The sequence below is a fragment of the Pseudomonas putida NBRC 14164 genome (genome assembly GCF_000412675.1).
In the GTDB taxonomy this organism is placed as follows: Bacteria; Pseudomonadota; Gammaproteobacteria; order Pseudomonadales; family Pseudomonadaceae; genus Aquipseudomonas; species Aquipseudomonas putida.
Map to the genome: position 1 here is coordinate 5,400,665 of NC_021505.1, position 13,814 is coordinate 5,414,478.

The window sequence follows — 13,814 nt, forward strand, 5'->3', positions numbered from 1 at the left end:
CCTGTTTTGCAGCACCTTGGTAGGGTAAGTGGACTACTGACACTTGTTTTAGCTCACACTCCGGCCAGTGCATCTGATTTCCAAACGGCGAAATCTGGCGAAGCGAAAGCTCAACAGGAGATACCCTACATGCAGATGTCAGTAGGCGAGCGGCATTACAAAATCAGGTTGGCTGACACTGAGGCAGCTCGTGCCTTCTCCGCGTTGATACCCCTGACGCTTGAAATGGCCGATCTCAACAGTAACGAAAAGTATGTCGATCTCGCGGTATCACTCCCCAAGGATGCGAGCGTTCCAGGAACGATCAAGGCAGGGGACGTCATGCTGTATGGATCGAAGACCCTAGTAATCTTCTACAAGACATTCAATACGCCGTACTCTTACACCCTTATTGGAAACATTGAAAACCCCGACGGCCTGATGCAGATGCTTGGCAGTGACGATATCCGAGTCGATTTTTCCCAGCACTGAATGCCGGCTGGACATCTGAGATCACGCAAGCCCCTCCTCACTTCGGAGTGCTTCAAGAACAACCCTGAAACCAGCGGTTTGCTGCCGGCGCGTGGTGTAGTAAAGATGATAACCAGGGAAGAATTCCGACCAATCAGCCAATACCTCTTGAAGGGCACCGCTGCCAATATGCTCCTGAGCGTGTACATCGGTCACCTGGGCCAAACCCACCCCTGCTAGACAGGCATCCAGTATCTGCAACGAACTGTTCATGACCAGGGGCCCTTGCACCCGAACGCGAAACTCGCTGCCATCATTGGTGAATTCCCAAGGATAAAGGCCGCCGTGCGTAGGCAACCGCAGGTTGATACACCTGTGGGCCATCAACTCCTCGGGGCGGCGGGGTACTCCATACTGCTTCAAGTAGGCGGGTGAGGCTACGGTAACCATCCGCATGGGAGGCCCAATGGGCACAGCCACCATATCTGCATCGATGATGCCGCCCAGGCGTACACCCGCATCGAATCGCTCGGCAACGATGTCAGTCAGGCCGTAATCGGTCATCAACTCAATCGTGACATCCGGGTAGGACTCGATCACCGGCTGTAGTTTCGGCCATAGAACATGGCGGGCGGCGAACTCATCGGCTGTGATCCGCACCGTCCCTGAGGGGTGTTGCCCGAACTCGGTGAGGCCATTCAGGTGACCATCGATCTGATCCAATAGCGGCGCGATATCTTGAAGCAGTTTCTCCCCTGCCTCCGTTCGCGTAACACTCCTAGTGGTGCGGGTGAGGAGGCGAACACCGAGACGTTCCTCGAGCCCCCTTACTGTCTGGCTAACGGCTGAAGGTGACACACCCAATCGTGCCGCTGCCCGGGTGAAATTACTCTCCCTGGCTACGGTCACAAAGACCACCAGATCGCTCAGATTGCCTGATTTCATTGTTAAGCTCAGCTTCAAACCGATTTCTTGATTTTACTAATACTCGAATTAAAGCGCGGTCGCTACAGTTGTCTCAATCACATTTTTGGGAGGCTGAAACAATATGGCGGACAACAACCTTTCCAGCGCGGCCATGCAAGTCCACCGTGCAGGCTCGGCCAATGCGATCCAAGGGCCTGCTGAATGGTTCACGGGGCAAGTACGCATCGACCGCGTCTTCACAGCGCCTGCCCCCGCTCGAGTTGGCGTTGCAGTGGTTAACTTCGAGCCAGGTGCTCGTACCCACTGGCACACTCATCCTTTGGGCCAAGCCTTGCTGGTTACCGAGGGGGTGGGTTGGACGCAATGTGAAGATGGCCCGAAGACCGAGATTCGCGTAGGCGATCTGATCTGGTGCAACTGCGGACGCCGACACTGGCATGGCGCGACCGATACTACGGCTATGCAGCATGTCGCGATCAATGAATATATGGATGGCAAGGCCGTAGATTGGCTGGAGCCAGTGACTGACGTTGTCTTCCTGAGTGGCTCGGTGGAAAAAGGCTGAGCTGAGGTCTCGTGCTACCCAAGATCTCTGACCATGAGGGTATCCAACATGAATGCTCACCCCATTACAGCTGCGATATGCATCTCTGCTTTGCAACTCGCATCGAGCGAAGCAGCTGAAACCCCCTCACCCCGCCAACAGGAAATAACCAGAGCGGGTAAACAGGCCTCTATGGTTGGCCCCTCTCAATTCTTCACCGGTGCCGTGAGAATTGATCCGGTGTGGCCTGCGAACTCGGGTATTAGCGCCTCGGGTAGCTTCGTGACATTCGAGCCGGGGGCACGTTCCGCATGGCATACCCATCCTGCCGGCCAGCGGCTGGTGGTCACTTCGGGGGTTGGCCTGACTCAACAATGGGGAGGCCTTATCCAGGAACTTCGTCCTGGGGATGTCGTGTGGTGCCCGCCAGGCATTAAGCATTGGCATGGAGCTGCCCCCACAACGAGCATGACGCACCTGGCTGTTACAGCTACAGCTGAAGGTAATAATGTCCATTGGATGGAGAAAGTGACCGATGAACAATACAGCGGGCCGCGTGCTCAGTAAGTGGATCAATGCCGGAATAGCAACCACATTCATGATTGGACTAGGCGCTACGGAGATGGCCTTGTCTGATCCAATCGGAAAGCGCAATGTCATGAGCCACCCCATTTCATCCAAATCCAATTCCAAGGTGCTGAACGAAGCACAACAAGCGGTTGTCGTCGTAGCCGCGCTTGCTGCTGTTGGTGACGCGCCCCGTTTGAAAACTGCTCTGGATCAGGCGTTGGATTTGAAACTCACGGTCAGCGAACTGCGTGAGGTTCTCGTACAACTCTACGCCTATGCCGGCTTCCCCCGATCTCTGAACGCGCTGACGGAGCTGATGCAAGTCTTGGACTCACGTAAACAGCGCGGCATCTTTGACGATCCAGGTCGCGAACCTATCCGTCCAATACCTCAAGGTGACGCACTGCTGGCCGCTGGAACCGCTAACCAGACGAAGTTGTCGGGTTCAGCGGTTGAGGGGGCCCTGTTCGATTTTGCCCCGATAGCTAACCAATACCTCCGCACTCACCTGTTTGGTGACATATTCGAACGAGATACCTTGGATTGGAAGACGCGTGAGCTGGCCACAGTGGGAATGCTTTCCGCGCTTGCGGGAGTCGAGCCACAGCTTCAGGCGCATATGCGAATTAGCACAAATACAGGAGTCACGATTTCGCAGCTACGCCATCTCTGTCAAACCTTGAGTGACCGTGTGGACACTCAGTCCGGTGATCGAGCCGCAAATGCTCTAGAAAAACACCTGGCAAGAACTGCCAAGGGATGATTAGCCGTGGACAGATGATCAACCGTGGCGTGCTCCAGGTATCAAAAGTGCCCCACAGCTCCACGACGATCTGAAGCAGTAGCTCAGGGCCAAAGTGTTCAAGGGGAATCTTCCAAAGCTGGCGCTCCTGTTCGAGGAATAGGCGTTTGCTAGGCATAGAGGATAGTCGACCGCACGAAACTCTTTCCGTAATGCACATTCACTGGGCTCAGCCAGCAGGCCAAGCTCATCTCCCTGGCGCGGATCGCCTTGGATAGCCAAAAATCTAGGTTGCACTCCTCGATACATGGCGAGCAGAAGACTGCAGTAAGTTCATGAAGGAGCTTGCACTGCCAAAGCGCTGGGGCGGTGACTACGCCCTTACGACCATCGAGTCCAGAGCGGAGCTCCTGCGGTTCCTGGCATATGACGAAGAGCTTGAGATTGTCACAGACGCACCTGCCTACGACTGGGAGCTGTTCTGCGAGCTCGCCTATGACGATGGGAAATGGCCCCAGAACGTCAGAAATTTCCCCACCGATGCCACGACCCTGACTGCGACGAACGATGGGGAGGAATTGCCTCACCACGCCCTGCTAGACGCTAGGATCATTGCAAGCATGTTCACAGCTAGAGCGTAACCATCTCACGCTCGATGGATGGCCTGAGGTGCTCAGGCATGTTGTTGTGGACGTGCAAGTCGACCGGCACACCCAACATGGCCTGGAGCTCATCCTCGAGCTCGGCGATGTCGAACAAGGAAATCTTGCCAGCCATTGCTAGAGGGATAGTGGCGAGCAGATCGAGGTCACTCCCATCGTGGTCATCTCCTCGAACGGCGGAGCCGAAGAGCTTGGGCTCTATGAACCCATAGGTCTCGATTAGGCGCCGGATGTCCCCTTCCTTGCCTCGTATGGCGTCAGTGGGCTTCATAGCTTTCTCCTTGAACCACGGCCTGCCAATGCCAACGCATCAGCATTCGCCGAAAGGCTGGGGTTCAGTCCACGGGACAATGGCCGTCACTGGATCGGTACGGTCGACGCCGTGCAGGAAGCCTTAAATCGCTGATAGGTGGGACGCGGTCGGCCAGCGTCTCAATGGCCTTTCTCTGCCGGCCCGCCAAGGGCTCGAAGCTGATAATCAGTGACGGCTTGAAAGCGATGCTCGGCCATCAACCGCAGACGCTCCAGCTCCATCCCTTCGACGCCATCAGCCTGGGCTTGATGGTAGACCTTCAACGCTTCCACAGCCTCAATATACAGAGGGTGGTCGGGCATGAGCACCTTGCTCAGATCTCTTTTCACGACCTCTTCCCTTCACCATGGTATCTCCGATGCGGTGCCATGCCCCACTTGTCTATTAGAGTATTGCCCGCGCTAGGACAATACTCTGTGCACTGCCTGCTCATCTTGCGATTCCGTACCAAAGCTTCATATAGGCTCATCAGGGCTTATCAAATTCCATTTGCATCCGTTGCTGTCTGTGCCTTTCCCGACGCAGTTGCATCGGCCCAAAATCGTCTGGAGACATATGGAATTTCCGCATAACATCCGGGTCTTTAACCATGCCATCAAGCTCGGAGCACTCTTCATACATTTCATCCCAATGAGTCACTACACTGGCTTTGATCCTTGAAGGTGCCCGAACTGTTGCATGATCGTCCAACACAATATCGGGCAACAACAATTTTCGTAAAGCCTTGCCAGTGGCGAGCTGAGACTTACGTACCCTGCGATTGTGGCTGGCAGCCTTCAAAGCTCCCGGCAAGATGAATTTACCACTCTCCTTTTTGAGTGATTTGCTAATGGTGCGAAACTCAAAGTCACTCATATGTCGACTTAGAGGCATCTCCAACCCAACGGCCTCTAACATGTCATCTATCAACTCATCTAGACGACCCTCAAAATAACTGGCCACCTCATCAAAGCTCAACCCTGCATGCTGAATATATCCATACAACCAAAGCACAAGATAAAAAACCACTATTTGCCGCGACATACCTCTACATAGATCATTGCAAAGTGCATCCCCCAGGTGCTTGTTTTTTATGCTGTCATTAATCACATTCGCCAGCATGGACAAGTCCATGAAGTAAATATCCAATGCAAGCTGGCAAAGGGTAGAGACGAGCAGCAACCTATGGCGAAGCGTGTGAGCAGGAAAATGAATGGCAACAAGAATATGTATAATATTATATTCAAGCCTGGAGCTATCTTGGAGGAGCTGAGCGTATTTCGCCTCTATCCTACCATGCTGGTGGGCTGTTACCCCGCCTTGGGTGCAGCCAACCCAATGGTACTCACCTTCAAATTCGTTAGCGACAGCATTTGCCTCTAGAATTGATAGCATACTTAACGAAGTTTCTGCAATCAAAGCCCCATCGCGATACAGATAGATAACTATAATCGTTCCGTACTTTTCAGAATAAGTAAGCGTATGCTTAGCAACTAAATTTTCTAGCCTGACCCCCTGATGCACCCTATTGAAGTCTTCATGCATCATGATTTCAGCTGTATTAAGCATGGTGACAGAGAGAGCCTCCTTGCCTTGCTCAAGAATCCTCGAAAGCGCTTTGCACCTACGACCTAAGAACTCAATCCCCCAAACCGTGCTGTACAGATCGAGGTAGTGTGTATATTCATGTATGCAGAGATTATAAGCTTCAATTTCTTTCGGACTCAGTTTATTCTTTCGAATGCTTGGCCTAAGTGCGGAGCGAATCAAGCTTCTGTCAGAGGATGAATAAGCGTTCAATAGAATTACGCTTGTGGTGTAATCGAGGCTCCCCTGCTCATCCGGAGAACAAAGATTAAACTTAATGCCTGGTTTTAATTTCACGTCATTTCCTATGATTTTTGTTTGGCAGATGCGCTGATTATATACGCATATCCAAGCCAACTAAAAGTTCAAATAAAAATCTAATCACCCTTACGCGCGGCTGTCCCATACGATGCCATGCCAATACGGCGAACATCCAAGCAACGTGAGCCAAGGATGTATAGTCAATGAAGTATGTAAGGCTGATACGCCATGGTGAGAGCGCCGCCAACGCTGGCGAGCCTACCAGGGATCACGCAAGCACTCCTTTGACGGCAAAAGGCCTGGAGCAGGCCCAAATCCCATACGAGCTCTCCTGACCTAATCGTTGCCTCGCCATTCTGCGCGCCCAACCATCTAGGGGAAGCTGCACTAGGGGTATGCCAAGCAGCTACCTCGCTCGGAAGGCCGATTCCGATCCGTGATGATGGCACTGAGCTACACTCGAACGGCGTTGTCGAGCGTTGATAAAGCAGACGGAAAGGAGCCGAATGAATGATCACTCAAATCGACGTTAATAGTTTCGGAAGCTTCAATGGGCTGGTCTGGCGAACAGCAATGAGGGATACAGGCCGAAATGTTCAGAACTTTAAGCGACTTAATATAATTTACGGCAGCTCCTTGCTCAATTCCTGAATGACAGGCAGGGGAAAGCCTTGAGCCCACCTCGGCGTGCTCAGGCTCGATCTAATCAGTGCAGCTGTGTATTGGGGAAGCGGTCTCCGACCAAGCGGCAGAAACCCCTCAGGCTCCGGCGCCCACCATCACGGCGAAAAGTTGCCACGACGTATTTCGAGTTCATGGTCGTGATCACCCAAAACTTACCTTCCTTCTTGATAGCCACGATGTCGGAGCTCTGGATCAAGTGCCCATCGGCGAATCGGCCATGAGGCCCTTGCCGCACATGCCCAAAAACCACGCCAACGGCGCTCAGTCGATGAATGTGGACATTCACCAGAAACGCGGTGATCTCGCCTTCATACCCCTGGCCCACAGCCCGAGCGATCCGCAGCAGATCGAAATCGCTGTAGCGCTTAACGTGGAAGTCGACCGCCACCGTGTTGTCCTCTGTCATGCCTACGCCCTCCGGGGCCCTGCTGCAGCACTGGCCTGAGCCATACCACGTCGATACAGCTCTTTGACGCCGTTCAGGGAGTCCGCACCGAGACCAGGCTCATGCGTATCGACGTACACAGCACCACCCTCCACTTCCAGAATACAGACGGCCACACCAGCCTGGTTGTGTCCCATCGAAAGCGACGTGAGCTTCTCCATCTTCCAACTGCCATCCTTGTTCATCCAGGATGGGGTGACGGCTTGGACTTCCTGCACAACCAGGCTCTCGTCCTGCGCTACCAGCAGCTCAACGAGGCGCATCTCATCGTTGAGCATCTCTTCGTAGGCAACGAACCGATCCTCGTGCCGGCGCTTGAGGCTGACGTGATACCAGTGCGTGGCCAGAGACCGGGTGACTGCATGAAAGTGAGCCAGACCGTCTCCAAACATGCCTACCGGGCCAGCCTGGTCTTGCGTGCTAATGCGGAACATCGTGGATCTCATCTGGGCAAGCCCACATATGGGGCCTGCGGGTCAACATAAGCTAAATATTGTCTTCAGCGAGGCGGTCTGCTCACGACCAGGGCCAACCAGGACGTACACGGTGTTGCGCGTTTCGAACATGCACACGCCGTCGTAGGTCTTGCACAGCGTCGAGCGCACCCATCCCCCAGGTGGGAATCGGCCCTGCTCGTCATAGATGACGCAGTGGGCGTACATGAAGATCGGCTCAAGGCCCAAAGATCGCACCCTGGCCAAAGACTCAGGTGGCTCATCCACGAGGAAGAGGATCCAGTCCTCAACCAAGCAATACGGCCTGCGAGGAAAGCGCTCGGCAAGCAGTGCCTCAATTTCGGGTTGGGACAGTGACGTCCCAGCGGAAGAGACGCGCCCTTCCTGGAGCAGCTCGTGCTCTACAGAGCTATCAGTCACCAATTACCTCGGTATTCAAACGACGAGGTGATGTGCGAACGGGAACGTAGCAGCAGATCGCCGTTCGACTCACTCAAACCAATATATATGTTTGAGCGAGTCTAGGCAAACGAGGCATACCGTCTCCTTTTGCGGAGGCAGAAATGCCGCTACGCCACTCTCTCGCTGCCGTGCTCCAGTCGCTCCGAACGCAGCAAGGCCTGTCTCAGCAGGAGATCTCGGGCCTTCTTCGTCAACAAACGATCAGCGAACTGGAAGCGGCTAGCTTCACGGCCACCATCGATACCGTGAGGGATCTGGCCATTTCGCTGGGCATCAGCCCAGCTACCCTGTTCGCCATGGTCATTGCAGCGGAAAACCAACAGACGACTCACCAGGTGCTGATCGATGCAATCGTGGAAGCAGAGGCATTGGGGAGAGCCAACGAGATTATGGAACGGCGGCCTCGCGAGATTGAGCATCCGCGAGTGACTGCTGCTAGAGAGAAGTGGAAGGCGGTGCAGGCGCTGAAAAAAGACGGCCTCACCCAGGCTGAGGTGGCGCGTGCTCTGGGGTATTCGAAGGGCACTGTGTGGCGACTCTGGGAGCGAGAGCCAGGTAGCTGAGCCCTCAAGTCACGGCAACTAACGCCTGCCCTGGCGCGCTTCAGTGTCGACAGAAAGCACAGGTCTACGGTTTTTGGACGAAATGCTTCAGCCGCTCCCGCGCCTCCAGCACTTGGTCACGAATTTCTTCAGGGTCGATGGACATGCGACCTCCCGGCGTCACCCTGAGCGTCTTGAGGCTATTTACCGCCTTGATGAACTCACGCTCACGCTGCTTTTCCCACTCGGGAAGGCGGTCGGGGAACAGCCAGACGACAAGGCGGTCGAGGATAATCATGTGGTGCTCCAGTGACACGGAGTGACAGGCTACCACTCGAAGCATCCCAGACCGAATCAATGGCATCTGAATCAACCATAAGCCTCTACCCTATCATCGGTCGGAATCGTGTACCTCAAGTAGAACCTGATTGCATGAAAGATGAAAACCTGCCTCTTTAACACAGCTATATGCGCTAGTAATCCATGTTGGCGTGACGCTCCCACATATGATGCCAGCGGTCGATGAACCTTTCTAAAGCCTTATCTCCGCCCGAAATGGCGTCTCTGTAGGAACATAAGGATTTCTCATCGAACGATGGATCGATACCAGCCTCCATAAGCCGGTAGGGGCCGGCAAGCTGATCCGTGGACAACAACTTATCGACCTCGTCGAATACCGCGCAATTTAATTCATGATCGTTGACACCTACAGGCATGAAGGAAAACCTAGCACTTTTCCCATATTTGGTAATATTTCCGGGGATGGTTCCTATTGTCGGGATGTGGACGTGGAGCGCCCCTTTGTCATTTTCATATCCGCCGTGAGCGAACGGATTGCGAATCCGCTCCTTGATATCTCGCATACCCTGCAGGGTTTTACGCGCCCTTGGCGATGGATTCTCCCCTAATAATTCGTCAATTTTCTCATTCCATGTCTTGGACATGAAGGCTTTGAACCCCTCAGCGGGTAAGGGCACTCCTGTGAAGGCACGAAGTAAGTTCAACCTGTGTTCTAAAGCACTGAAATATGCGTCGACCATGGCAACCGAATAGTAGAACCCCTCCTGCTGAGCACTCATACTTCTACTGTAACCATGCATAAGCGCACTGATGATGCCCTCTGGAAATTCGCCCTCCTCCCTAGGCTTTTCCCTAGCTTTCCGGTCGGCGCGTCGAAAAGCCTTATCCGCCTTGCCACGGAAAAATTCATAGCGTGACATGAACTCAGAAAGATGATTACCGATGGTCAACTCGCCATTGGAAATCTGGTTATCTAGCATCGGCTTTATAAATTGCTCGACAAGGTTTACTGCACTTTTAAGCTGGCCCTCGATCCGCCTCCTGCTCTCATCAAGGACGGGCGAGCTACGCATGGTGAGACCAAACTTTCCAAGCTCAATCGAGAGCGGCTCACCCTTAAATGAGCCATAAACAGTCCAGCGAATCTTCTCGCCGGTGCCAGACCACCGCCATCCCAGCACGTTTCGGAGCATGAGCAAGAGCATCTCAGGCACCGGAAACTCTTCCCTAGACAGCCGTGAGCTTTCCAGCTCATAAACATCGACGCCCGGATAGTTGCTGGCAAATCCATTCAGTCTCTTGGAGAGATCTGCTCGTAGCAGTTCAAGATCATCTCTTTCCACCTCGCCGTTTTCTGACACTCTTGACCTCCTTGGTCGAATTGTATGTGGGACTCAATACACTATACCGCTAGCCTTATGGCTGAGAAGCGCAACATCCTACTTATCCCAGCGCAACGCTGATCGCACTCATGACTCTGATGGTCGTTGCCAACGAAGGCAAGACCACATTCAGAGTTTTGGATAGCACGCTGCTTGAACCCGCGCACTCGGGCAAACTGAAAGACTTGTTACTCTCGGAAACCCAAAAGCTCCACTGAATCGCCGCCGCAAAAAGGCTCAAAGCAGTTATCTGACTTCGAAGCCTCATCAGTGGTGGCCGTTGAGTTCCAGAAATGACCTATCTTGGCCATGTAGTCAAAGTGAACAGCTACTTGGTAATCGCGAGCTGCCTAGACTAAGCCGACGCTGAAGCGCAAGCGGAGCGCGCTAGACGTGAGGATGGAAGCCCGTAAGGGTCGAGACACGCAGTGGCTCGATTCACGACAGCCGCTCCCGCAGGGCACGCCCAAACCTCAAGTCTTTCTAGGCTTCGCTCTCGCAGTCGCTTCAGCAACCAATGGATCTTCAGGCCAATGATGTTTGGGGTATCTACCCTTCAAATCCTTCTTCACCTCGACATAGGTGCTGCGCCAGAAGTTGGCGAGATCCTGGGTGACCTGCACAGGCCTACGAGCCGGCGACAGAAGATGCAGAATCAGCGGCTGCCTGCCCTGGGCAATGCGAGGAGTTTCTGCCAGACCAAACAGCTCCTGCAGCCGTACTGCGAGGATTGGCGGATGCTGCGAGTAATCGATACGGATATTCGATCCGGACGGCACCTGGATCGCCTGAGGTGCCTGGGCTTCCAGCTCCTGCGGAAGCGGCCACGGCAGTAGGTTCCTGACTATCGACGACAGATCCAACTGGCTGAAGTGACTGAGCCTTGTAACTTTACCCAGGTACGGCGTGAGCCAGTCTTCGAGCGTTTCGAGGAGATTGGCATCGCTGAAATCAGGCCATTTGCTCTCTGCCTGACCATTCTGGATATCCAGCTGACGCAGCAGATCGACCCGCGCCTGCCACTGCCGTAGCTCAGGGTTCCAAGGCAGGAGCTCAATGCCCTTGCGCCTCACCAAGTTGACCAAGGCCAGCGAACGGGTTTGCTCATCAAGACTCGGCAGGGCCTTTGTCGACAAGATGAGTTGCCCAACCTTCAACTGCCGCTCAGCCTTCAGAACCCCTTCCCTTTCGTCCCAGTCGACTTCATCAACAGATCTTACAAGGTCAGCCAGCTGGTCATCGAAGAGGGCCGGATCGAGATCACTCGCCAGGTAGATCCGCTCTTCGCGCTGCCCTTGCCGGCTACCCAGATCCGCCACCACCAGCCATTCGTGCTTGGTGAGAGCATCGGGCTCTGAGAACACCGCGGCCCGACCGTTGGAGAGACGGTATTCGGATGCACTTGCACGCCTCTGCAGGCCGATTCGATCAGGGTAGGCGAACGACAGGAGGCACCCTACCCATCTTGGGTGATCGGGCTCACTGACAGGTCTGGAGGCGCTCCCTCGCAACAGGGATCGGTACTGCCGAGCCGACTGCTTCACCCGCTGGAGGGAACCACCACTACGACGTGAATGTTGCTCGCCTGACAAGGCACTCAGCCTGGTGTGGAGGTCAGCACCGGCTCCACGCAGGATGTCCTTCTCACCGAGCAGCGCCGCGATGTTGCACGCCAGGTCATCCAGGCCCATCGCATTGCCTTTGATGAGCATGTGAGCGATCCGTGGATGCGCTGGAAGCTCGCTCATGGCCGAGCCGTGCGGTGTGAGCTGTCCTGCATCGTCGAGTGCGCCCAGGCGCTTCAGCAGGTCTCTGGCTTGGCCGAAAGGGGCTGATGGAGGTTGGTCGAGCCAGGTCATCTCTTCCGGTTTCATTCCCCACCGGGCCAGCTGGAGTGCCAGAGCTGCGAGATCCGCCTGCAGGATCTCTGGGGTGCTGTAGCCGGCCATTTGCTCGTGCTGCGACTCCGACCATAGGCGATAGCAGACGCCTGGCTCCAGGCGCCCTGCCCGACCCGCACGCTGGGTAGCGCTGGCCTTCGAGATACGCTGCGTGTCGAGTCGGGTCATGCCACTGCGAGGATCGAACTTCGGCACTCGCTCGAGACCACTGTCCACCACCACCCTGACGCCTTCGATGGTCAAGCTGGTCTCAGCGATGTTCGTTGCCAATACGATCTTCCGGGAGCCCTTGGGTGCTGGGTCTATCGCGGCACGCTGGGCGTTCAGATCGAGGTCACCGTACAGTGGGCATACGATTACCTCTGGACGGCTGCTCAGCTGCTCCTTGAGGTCTTCTGCCACCCGCCGAATCTCTGCCTGCCCAGGGAGGAAAACCAGAACGCTTCCCGACTGTTCATTGATGGCGGTCAAGCAGGTGTCTGTGACTCGCGCATCGATTCGCTCACCCGGCTGATAGGGGCTACCCCAAGCCGTCGAGACCGGATACATCCGCCCTTCGCTGGTGACCACAGGCGCATCATTCAGCACCTTTGAAAGGCGAGCACCCTCCAATGTTGCGGACATCAGGAGCAGCTTCAGCGGGGGCTCATCACGCAGCAGTTCACGCGCACTCAGGCACAGTGCCAGTGCAAGGTCAGAGTCAAGGTTCCGAAGGTGGTACTCATCGAAGATGACCACGCCCACACCATCCAGTGCAGGGTCATCTTGGAGCCGGCGCGCCAGGATACCTTCGGTGACCACCTCGATCTGGGTTCGTAGGCCTACTTTGCTTTCGAGACGAATGCGGTAGCCGACGGTCTCACCAACCTTCTCACCCAGCTCACTCGCCAACCGCTCTGCAGCCGCCCGAGCAGCCAGGCGGCGAGGTTCGAGCATCAGGATCTTCTGGTCACCAAGCCAAGGTTGGTTCAGCAGCGCCAGGGGCACCCGAGTGGTCTTGCCCGCACCAGGTGGTGCTTCAAGGATCACTTCGTTGCGGTTGGCTAGTGCCTCTCGTAGGTCTGGCAAAGCGGCATCGATTGGTAACGAACTCATGTCTACTCCAACAACGAAGCATGCAGTATACAGAGGTTCCTGTACGCCCTTTTAGCCATCCTCGTAATGGGCTTGGTAGCCTGCTCAGGTAGGGTGTTTCTTAGCTCCAGGTTTCAACTGAGTGACGTTGCTGCGGGCATCCAACTGAAATTGTAATTCTCGCACGCGCTCTACCAGCTGAACGTTCTGGGCCATCACGTGGTGAAGCTGGCCACGGGCGATTTCAAGATCGGACAGTGCTTTGGCCGCCTTGTCATTCGCTCGCTTGACCTGCAACGCTTTTGAGGAGCTCTCGGTGCCGTAGCTTTTGCGATAAGCCTCTATATCAGCGAGTAAAGCGCGATGACTCGGTCGGTCTTTCTTTAGGTACCCACGGTCAAAGCCAGCCTCGACACTGACAACTCCAGCCGTAATTTTGGTTGGATCCAGACCCACATGTGCAGCCACATGGGGCTTACCCGCCTTCAGCCTTTCAAAAGCCTCTCTGCATTTATCTATCCCTTTGACTGTCAT

At 54.9% G+C, this 13,814-nt stretch carries 17 protein-coding genes and 1 pseudogene; 7 read left to right on the forward strand and 11 right to left on the reverse strand.

The window, feature by feature from the left end:
- The first annotated feature begins 129 nt into the window (after positions 1–129).
- Positions 130–471 carry a cyclophilin-like fold protein gene (locus tag PP4_RS24030; protein WP_016501706.1) on the forward strand — a complete coding sequence of 114 codons (342 nt, stop codon included), beginning with the start codon at positions 130–132 and terminating at the stop codon, positions 469–471.
- Between the two features lie 21 nt (positions 472–492).
- On the opposite strand, the gene PP4_RS24035 is transcribed toward PP4_RS24030, so the two are convergent.
- The gene (locus tag PP4_RS24035; RefSeq protein WP_016501707.1) at positions 493–1,395 is read right to left on the reverse strand and encodes a LysR family transcriptional regulator; all 903 of its coding nucleotides are present in this window, start codon (positions 1,393–1,395) and stop codon (positions 493–495) included.
- A 103-nt stretch (positions 1,396–1,498) separates the two neighbouring features.
- On the opposite strand from PP4_RS24035, the gene PP4_RS24040 reads away from it, so the two are divergent.
- The 4 genes from PP4_RS24040 to PP4_RS24050 all read left to right on the forward strand — a co-directional run bounded on the left by PP4_RS24040 (position 1,499) and on the right by PP4_RS24050 (position 3,874).
- A complete protein-coding gene (locus PP4_RS24040) occupies positions 1,499–1,942 on the forward strand; it encodes a (R)-mandelonitrile lyase (RefSeq protein WP_016501708.1) in 444 nt (147 codons plus the stop codon).
- A gap of 171 nt (positions 1,943–2,113) precedes the next feature.
- Complete coding sequence (locus tag PP4_RS28310; RefSeq protein ID WP_016501709.1) at positions 2,114–2,488, forward strand: (R)-mandelonitrile lyase; 375 nt, start codon at positions 2,114–2,116, stop codon at positions 2,486–2,488.
- A complete protein-coding gene (locus tag PP4_RS24045; RefSeq protein ID WP_016501710.1) occupies positions 2,457–3,254 on the forward strand; it encodes a carboxymuconolactone decarboxylase family protein in 798 nt (265 codons plus the stop codon). Before PP4_RS28310 ends, PP4_RS24045 begins: the two co-directional genes overlap by 32 nt.
- Positions 3,255–3,568: 314 nt before the next feature.
- The gene (locus tag PP4_RS24050; RefSeq protein WP_016501711.1) at positions 3,569–3,874 is read left to right on the forward strand and encodes a hypothetical protein; all 306 of its coding nucleotides are present in this window, start codon (positions 3,569–3,571) and stop codon (positions 3,872–3,874) included.
- On the opposite strand, the gene PP4_RS24055 is transcribed toward PP4_RS24050, so the two are convergent.
- The 3 genes from PP4_RS24055 to PP4_RS24065 all read right to left on the reverse strand — a co-directional run bounded on the left by PP4_RS24055 (position 3,864) and on the right by PP4_RS24065 (position 6,071).
- Entirely contained in the window at positions 3,864–4,166 is a 303-nt protein-coding gene (locus PP4_RS24055) for a nucleotidyltransferase family protein (RefSeq protein WP_016501712.1), read from the reverse strand. The genes PP4_RS24050 and PP4_RS24055 overlap by 11 nt on opposite strands.
- Positions 4,167–4,327: 161 nt before the next feature.
- Complete coding sequence (locus PP4_RS24060) at positions 4,328–4,537, reverse strand: hypothetical protein (protein WP_016501713.1); 210 nt, start codon at positions 4,535–4,537, stop codon at positions 4,328–4,330.
- A gap of 139 nt (positions 4,538–4,676) precedes the next feature.
- The gene (locus tag PP4_RS24065; RefSeq protein WP_016501714.1) at positions 4,677–6,071 is read right to left on the reverse strand and encodes a hypothetical protein; all 1,395 of its coding nucleotides are present in this window, start codon (positions 6,069–6,071) and stop codon (positions 4,677–4,679) included.
- A 167-nt stretch (positions 6,072–6,238) separates the two neighbouring features.
- Here PP4_RS24065 and PP4_RS29625 point away from each other — a divergent pair.
- Positions 6,239–6,392: pseudogene (locus PP4_RS29625) on the forward strand (phosphoglycerate mutase family protein); the annotation flags it as partial.
- Positions 6,393–6,741: 349 nt separating this feature from the next.
- Here PP4_RS29625 and PP4_RS24070 read toward each other — a convergent pair.
- Genes PP4_RS24070 through PP4_RS29735 form a run of 3 tightly spaced genes read right to left on the reverse strand, consistent with a single transcriptional unit; the run spans position 6,742 to position 8,039 of the window.
- Positions 6,742–7,125, reverse strand: a complete 384-nt coding sequence (locus PP4_RS24070) for a hypothetical protein (protein ID WP_016501715.1) — start codon at positions 7,123–7,125, stop codon at positions 6,742–6,744.
- 2 nt (positions 7,126–7,127) lie between these two features.
- On the reverse strand, positions 7,128–7,598 hold the full coding sequence (locus PP4_RS24075; RefSeq protein ID WP_016501716.1) for a hypothetical protein: 471 nt from the start codon (positions 7,596–7,598) through the stop codon (positions 7,128–7,130).
- Between the two features lie 42 nt (positions 7,599–7,640).
- Complete coding sequence (locus PP4_RS29735; RefSeq protein ID WP_016501717.1) at positions 7,641–8,039, reverse strand: DUF6957 family protein; 399 nt, start codon at positions 8,037–8,039, stop codon at positions 7,641–7,643.
- A 143-nt stretch (positions 8,040–8,182) separates the two neighbouring features.
- Between PP4_RS29735 and PP4_RS24085 the strand changes: the two genes are divergently transcribed.
- Entirely contained in the window at positions 8,183–8,644 is a 462-nt protein-coding gene (locus tag PP4_RS24085) for a helix-turn-helix domain-containing protein (RefSeq protein WP_016501718.1), read from the forward strand.
- A 64-nt stretch (positions 8,645–8,708) separates the two neighbouring features.
- Here PP4_RS24085 and PP4_RS24090 read toward each other — a convergent pair whose 3' ends face one another.
- The 4 genes from PP4_RS24090 to PP4_RS24105 form a co-directional block, all read right to left on the reverse strand.
- Positions 8,709–8,921, reverse strand: a complete 213-nt coding sequence (locus PP4_RS24090) for a hypothetical protein (protein WP_016501719.1) — start codon at positions 8,919–8,921, stop codon at positions 8,709–8,711.
- 175 nt (positions 8,922–9,096) lie between these two features.
- Positions 9,097–10,284 carry a hypothetical protein gene (locus PP4_RS24095; protein ID WP_016501720.1) on the reverse strand — a complete coding sequence of 396 codons (1,188 nt, stop codon included), beginning with the start codon at positions 10,282–10,284 and terminating at the stop codon, positions 9,097–9,099.
- A 494-nt stretch (positions 10,285–10,778) separates the two neighbouring features.
- Complete coding sequence (hrpB, locus tag PP4_RS24100; RefSeq protein WP_016501721.1) at positions 10,779–13,301, reverse strand: ATP-dependent helicase HrpB; 2,523 nt, start codon at positions 13,299–13,301, stop codon at positions 10,779–10,781.
- An 84-nt stretch (positions 13,302–13,385) separates the two neighbouring features.
- Complete coding sequence (locus PP4_RS24105; RefSeq protein ID WP_016501722.1) at positions 13,386–13,814, reverse strand: hypothetical protein; 429 nt, start codon at positions 13,812–13,814, stop codon at positions 13,386–13,388.

Bases quoted from the DNA above. Each gene is read 5' to 3' on its own strand.
- PP4_RS24030 (WP_016501706.1), top strand. From the start codon at position 130: ATGCAGATGTCAGTAGGCGAGCGGCATTACAAAATCAGGTTGGCTGAC.
- PP4_RS24035 (WP_016501707.1), bottom strand. From the start codon at position 1,395: ATGAAATCAGGCAATCTGAGCGATCTGGTGGTCTTTGTGACCGTAGCC.
- PP4_RS24040 (WP_016501708.1), top strand. From the start codon at position 1,499: ATGGCGGACAACAACCTTTCCAGCGCGGCCATGCAAGTCCACCGTGCA.
- PP4_RS28310 (WP_016501709.1), top strand. From the start codon at position 2,114: ATGGTTGGCCCCTCTCAATTCTTCACCGGTGCCGTGAGAATTGATCCG.
- PP4_RS24045 (WP_016501710.1), top strand. From the start codon at position 2,457: ATGAACAATACAGCGGGCCGCGTGCTCAGTAAGTGGATCAATGCCGGA.
- PP4_RS24050 (WP_016501711.1), top strand. From the start codon at position 3,569: ATGAAGGAGCTTGCACTGCCAAAGCGCTGGGGCGGTGACTACGCCCTT.
- PP4_RS24055 (WP_016501712.1), bottom strand. From the start codon at position 4,166: ATGAAGCCCACTGACGCCATACGAGGCAAGGAAGGGGACATCCGGCGC.
- PP4_RS24070 (WP_016501715.1), bottom strand. From the start codon at position 7,125: ATGACAGAGGACAACACGGTGGCGGTCGACTTCCACGTTAAGCGCTAC.
- PP4_RS24075 (WP_016501716.1), bottom strand. From the start codon at position 7,598: ATGTTCCGCATTAGCACGCAAGACCAGGCTGGCCCGGTAGGCATGTTT.
- PP4_RS24085 (WP_016501718.1), top strand. From the start codon at position 8,183: ATGCCGCTACGCCACTCTCTCGCTGCCGTGCTCCAGTCGCTCCGAACG.
- PP4_RS24090 (WP_016501719.1), bottom strand. From the start codon at position 8,921: ATGATTATCCTCGACCGCCTTGTCGTCTGGCTGTTCCCCGACCGCCTT.
- hrpB (WP_016501721.1), bottom strand. From the start codon at position 13,301: ATGAGTTCGTTACCAATCGATGCCGCTTTGCCAGACCTACGAGAGGCA.
- PP4_RS24105 (WP_016501722.1), bottom strand. From the start codon at position 13,814: ATGACAGTCAAAGGGATAGATAAATGCAGAGAGGCTTTTGAAAGGCTG.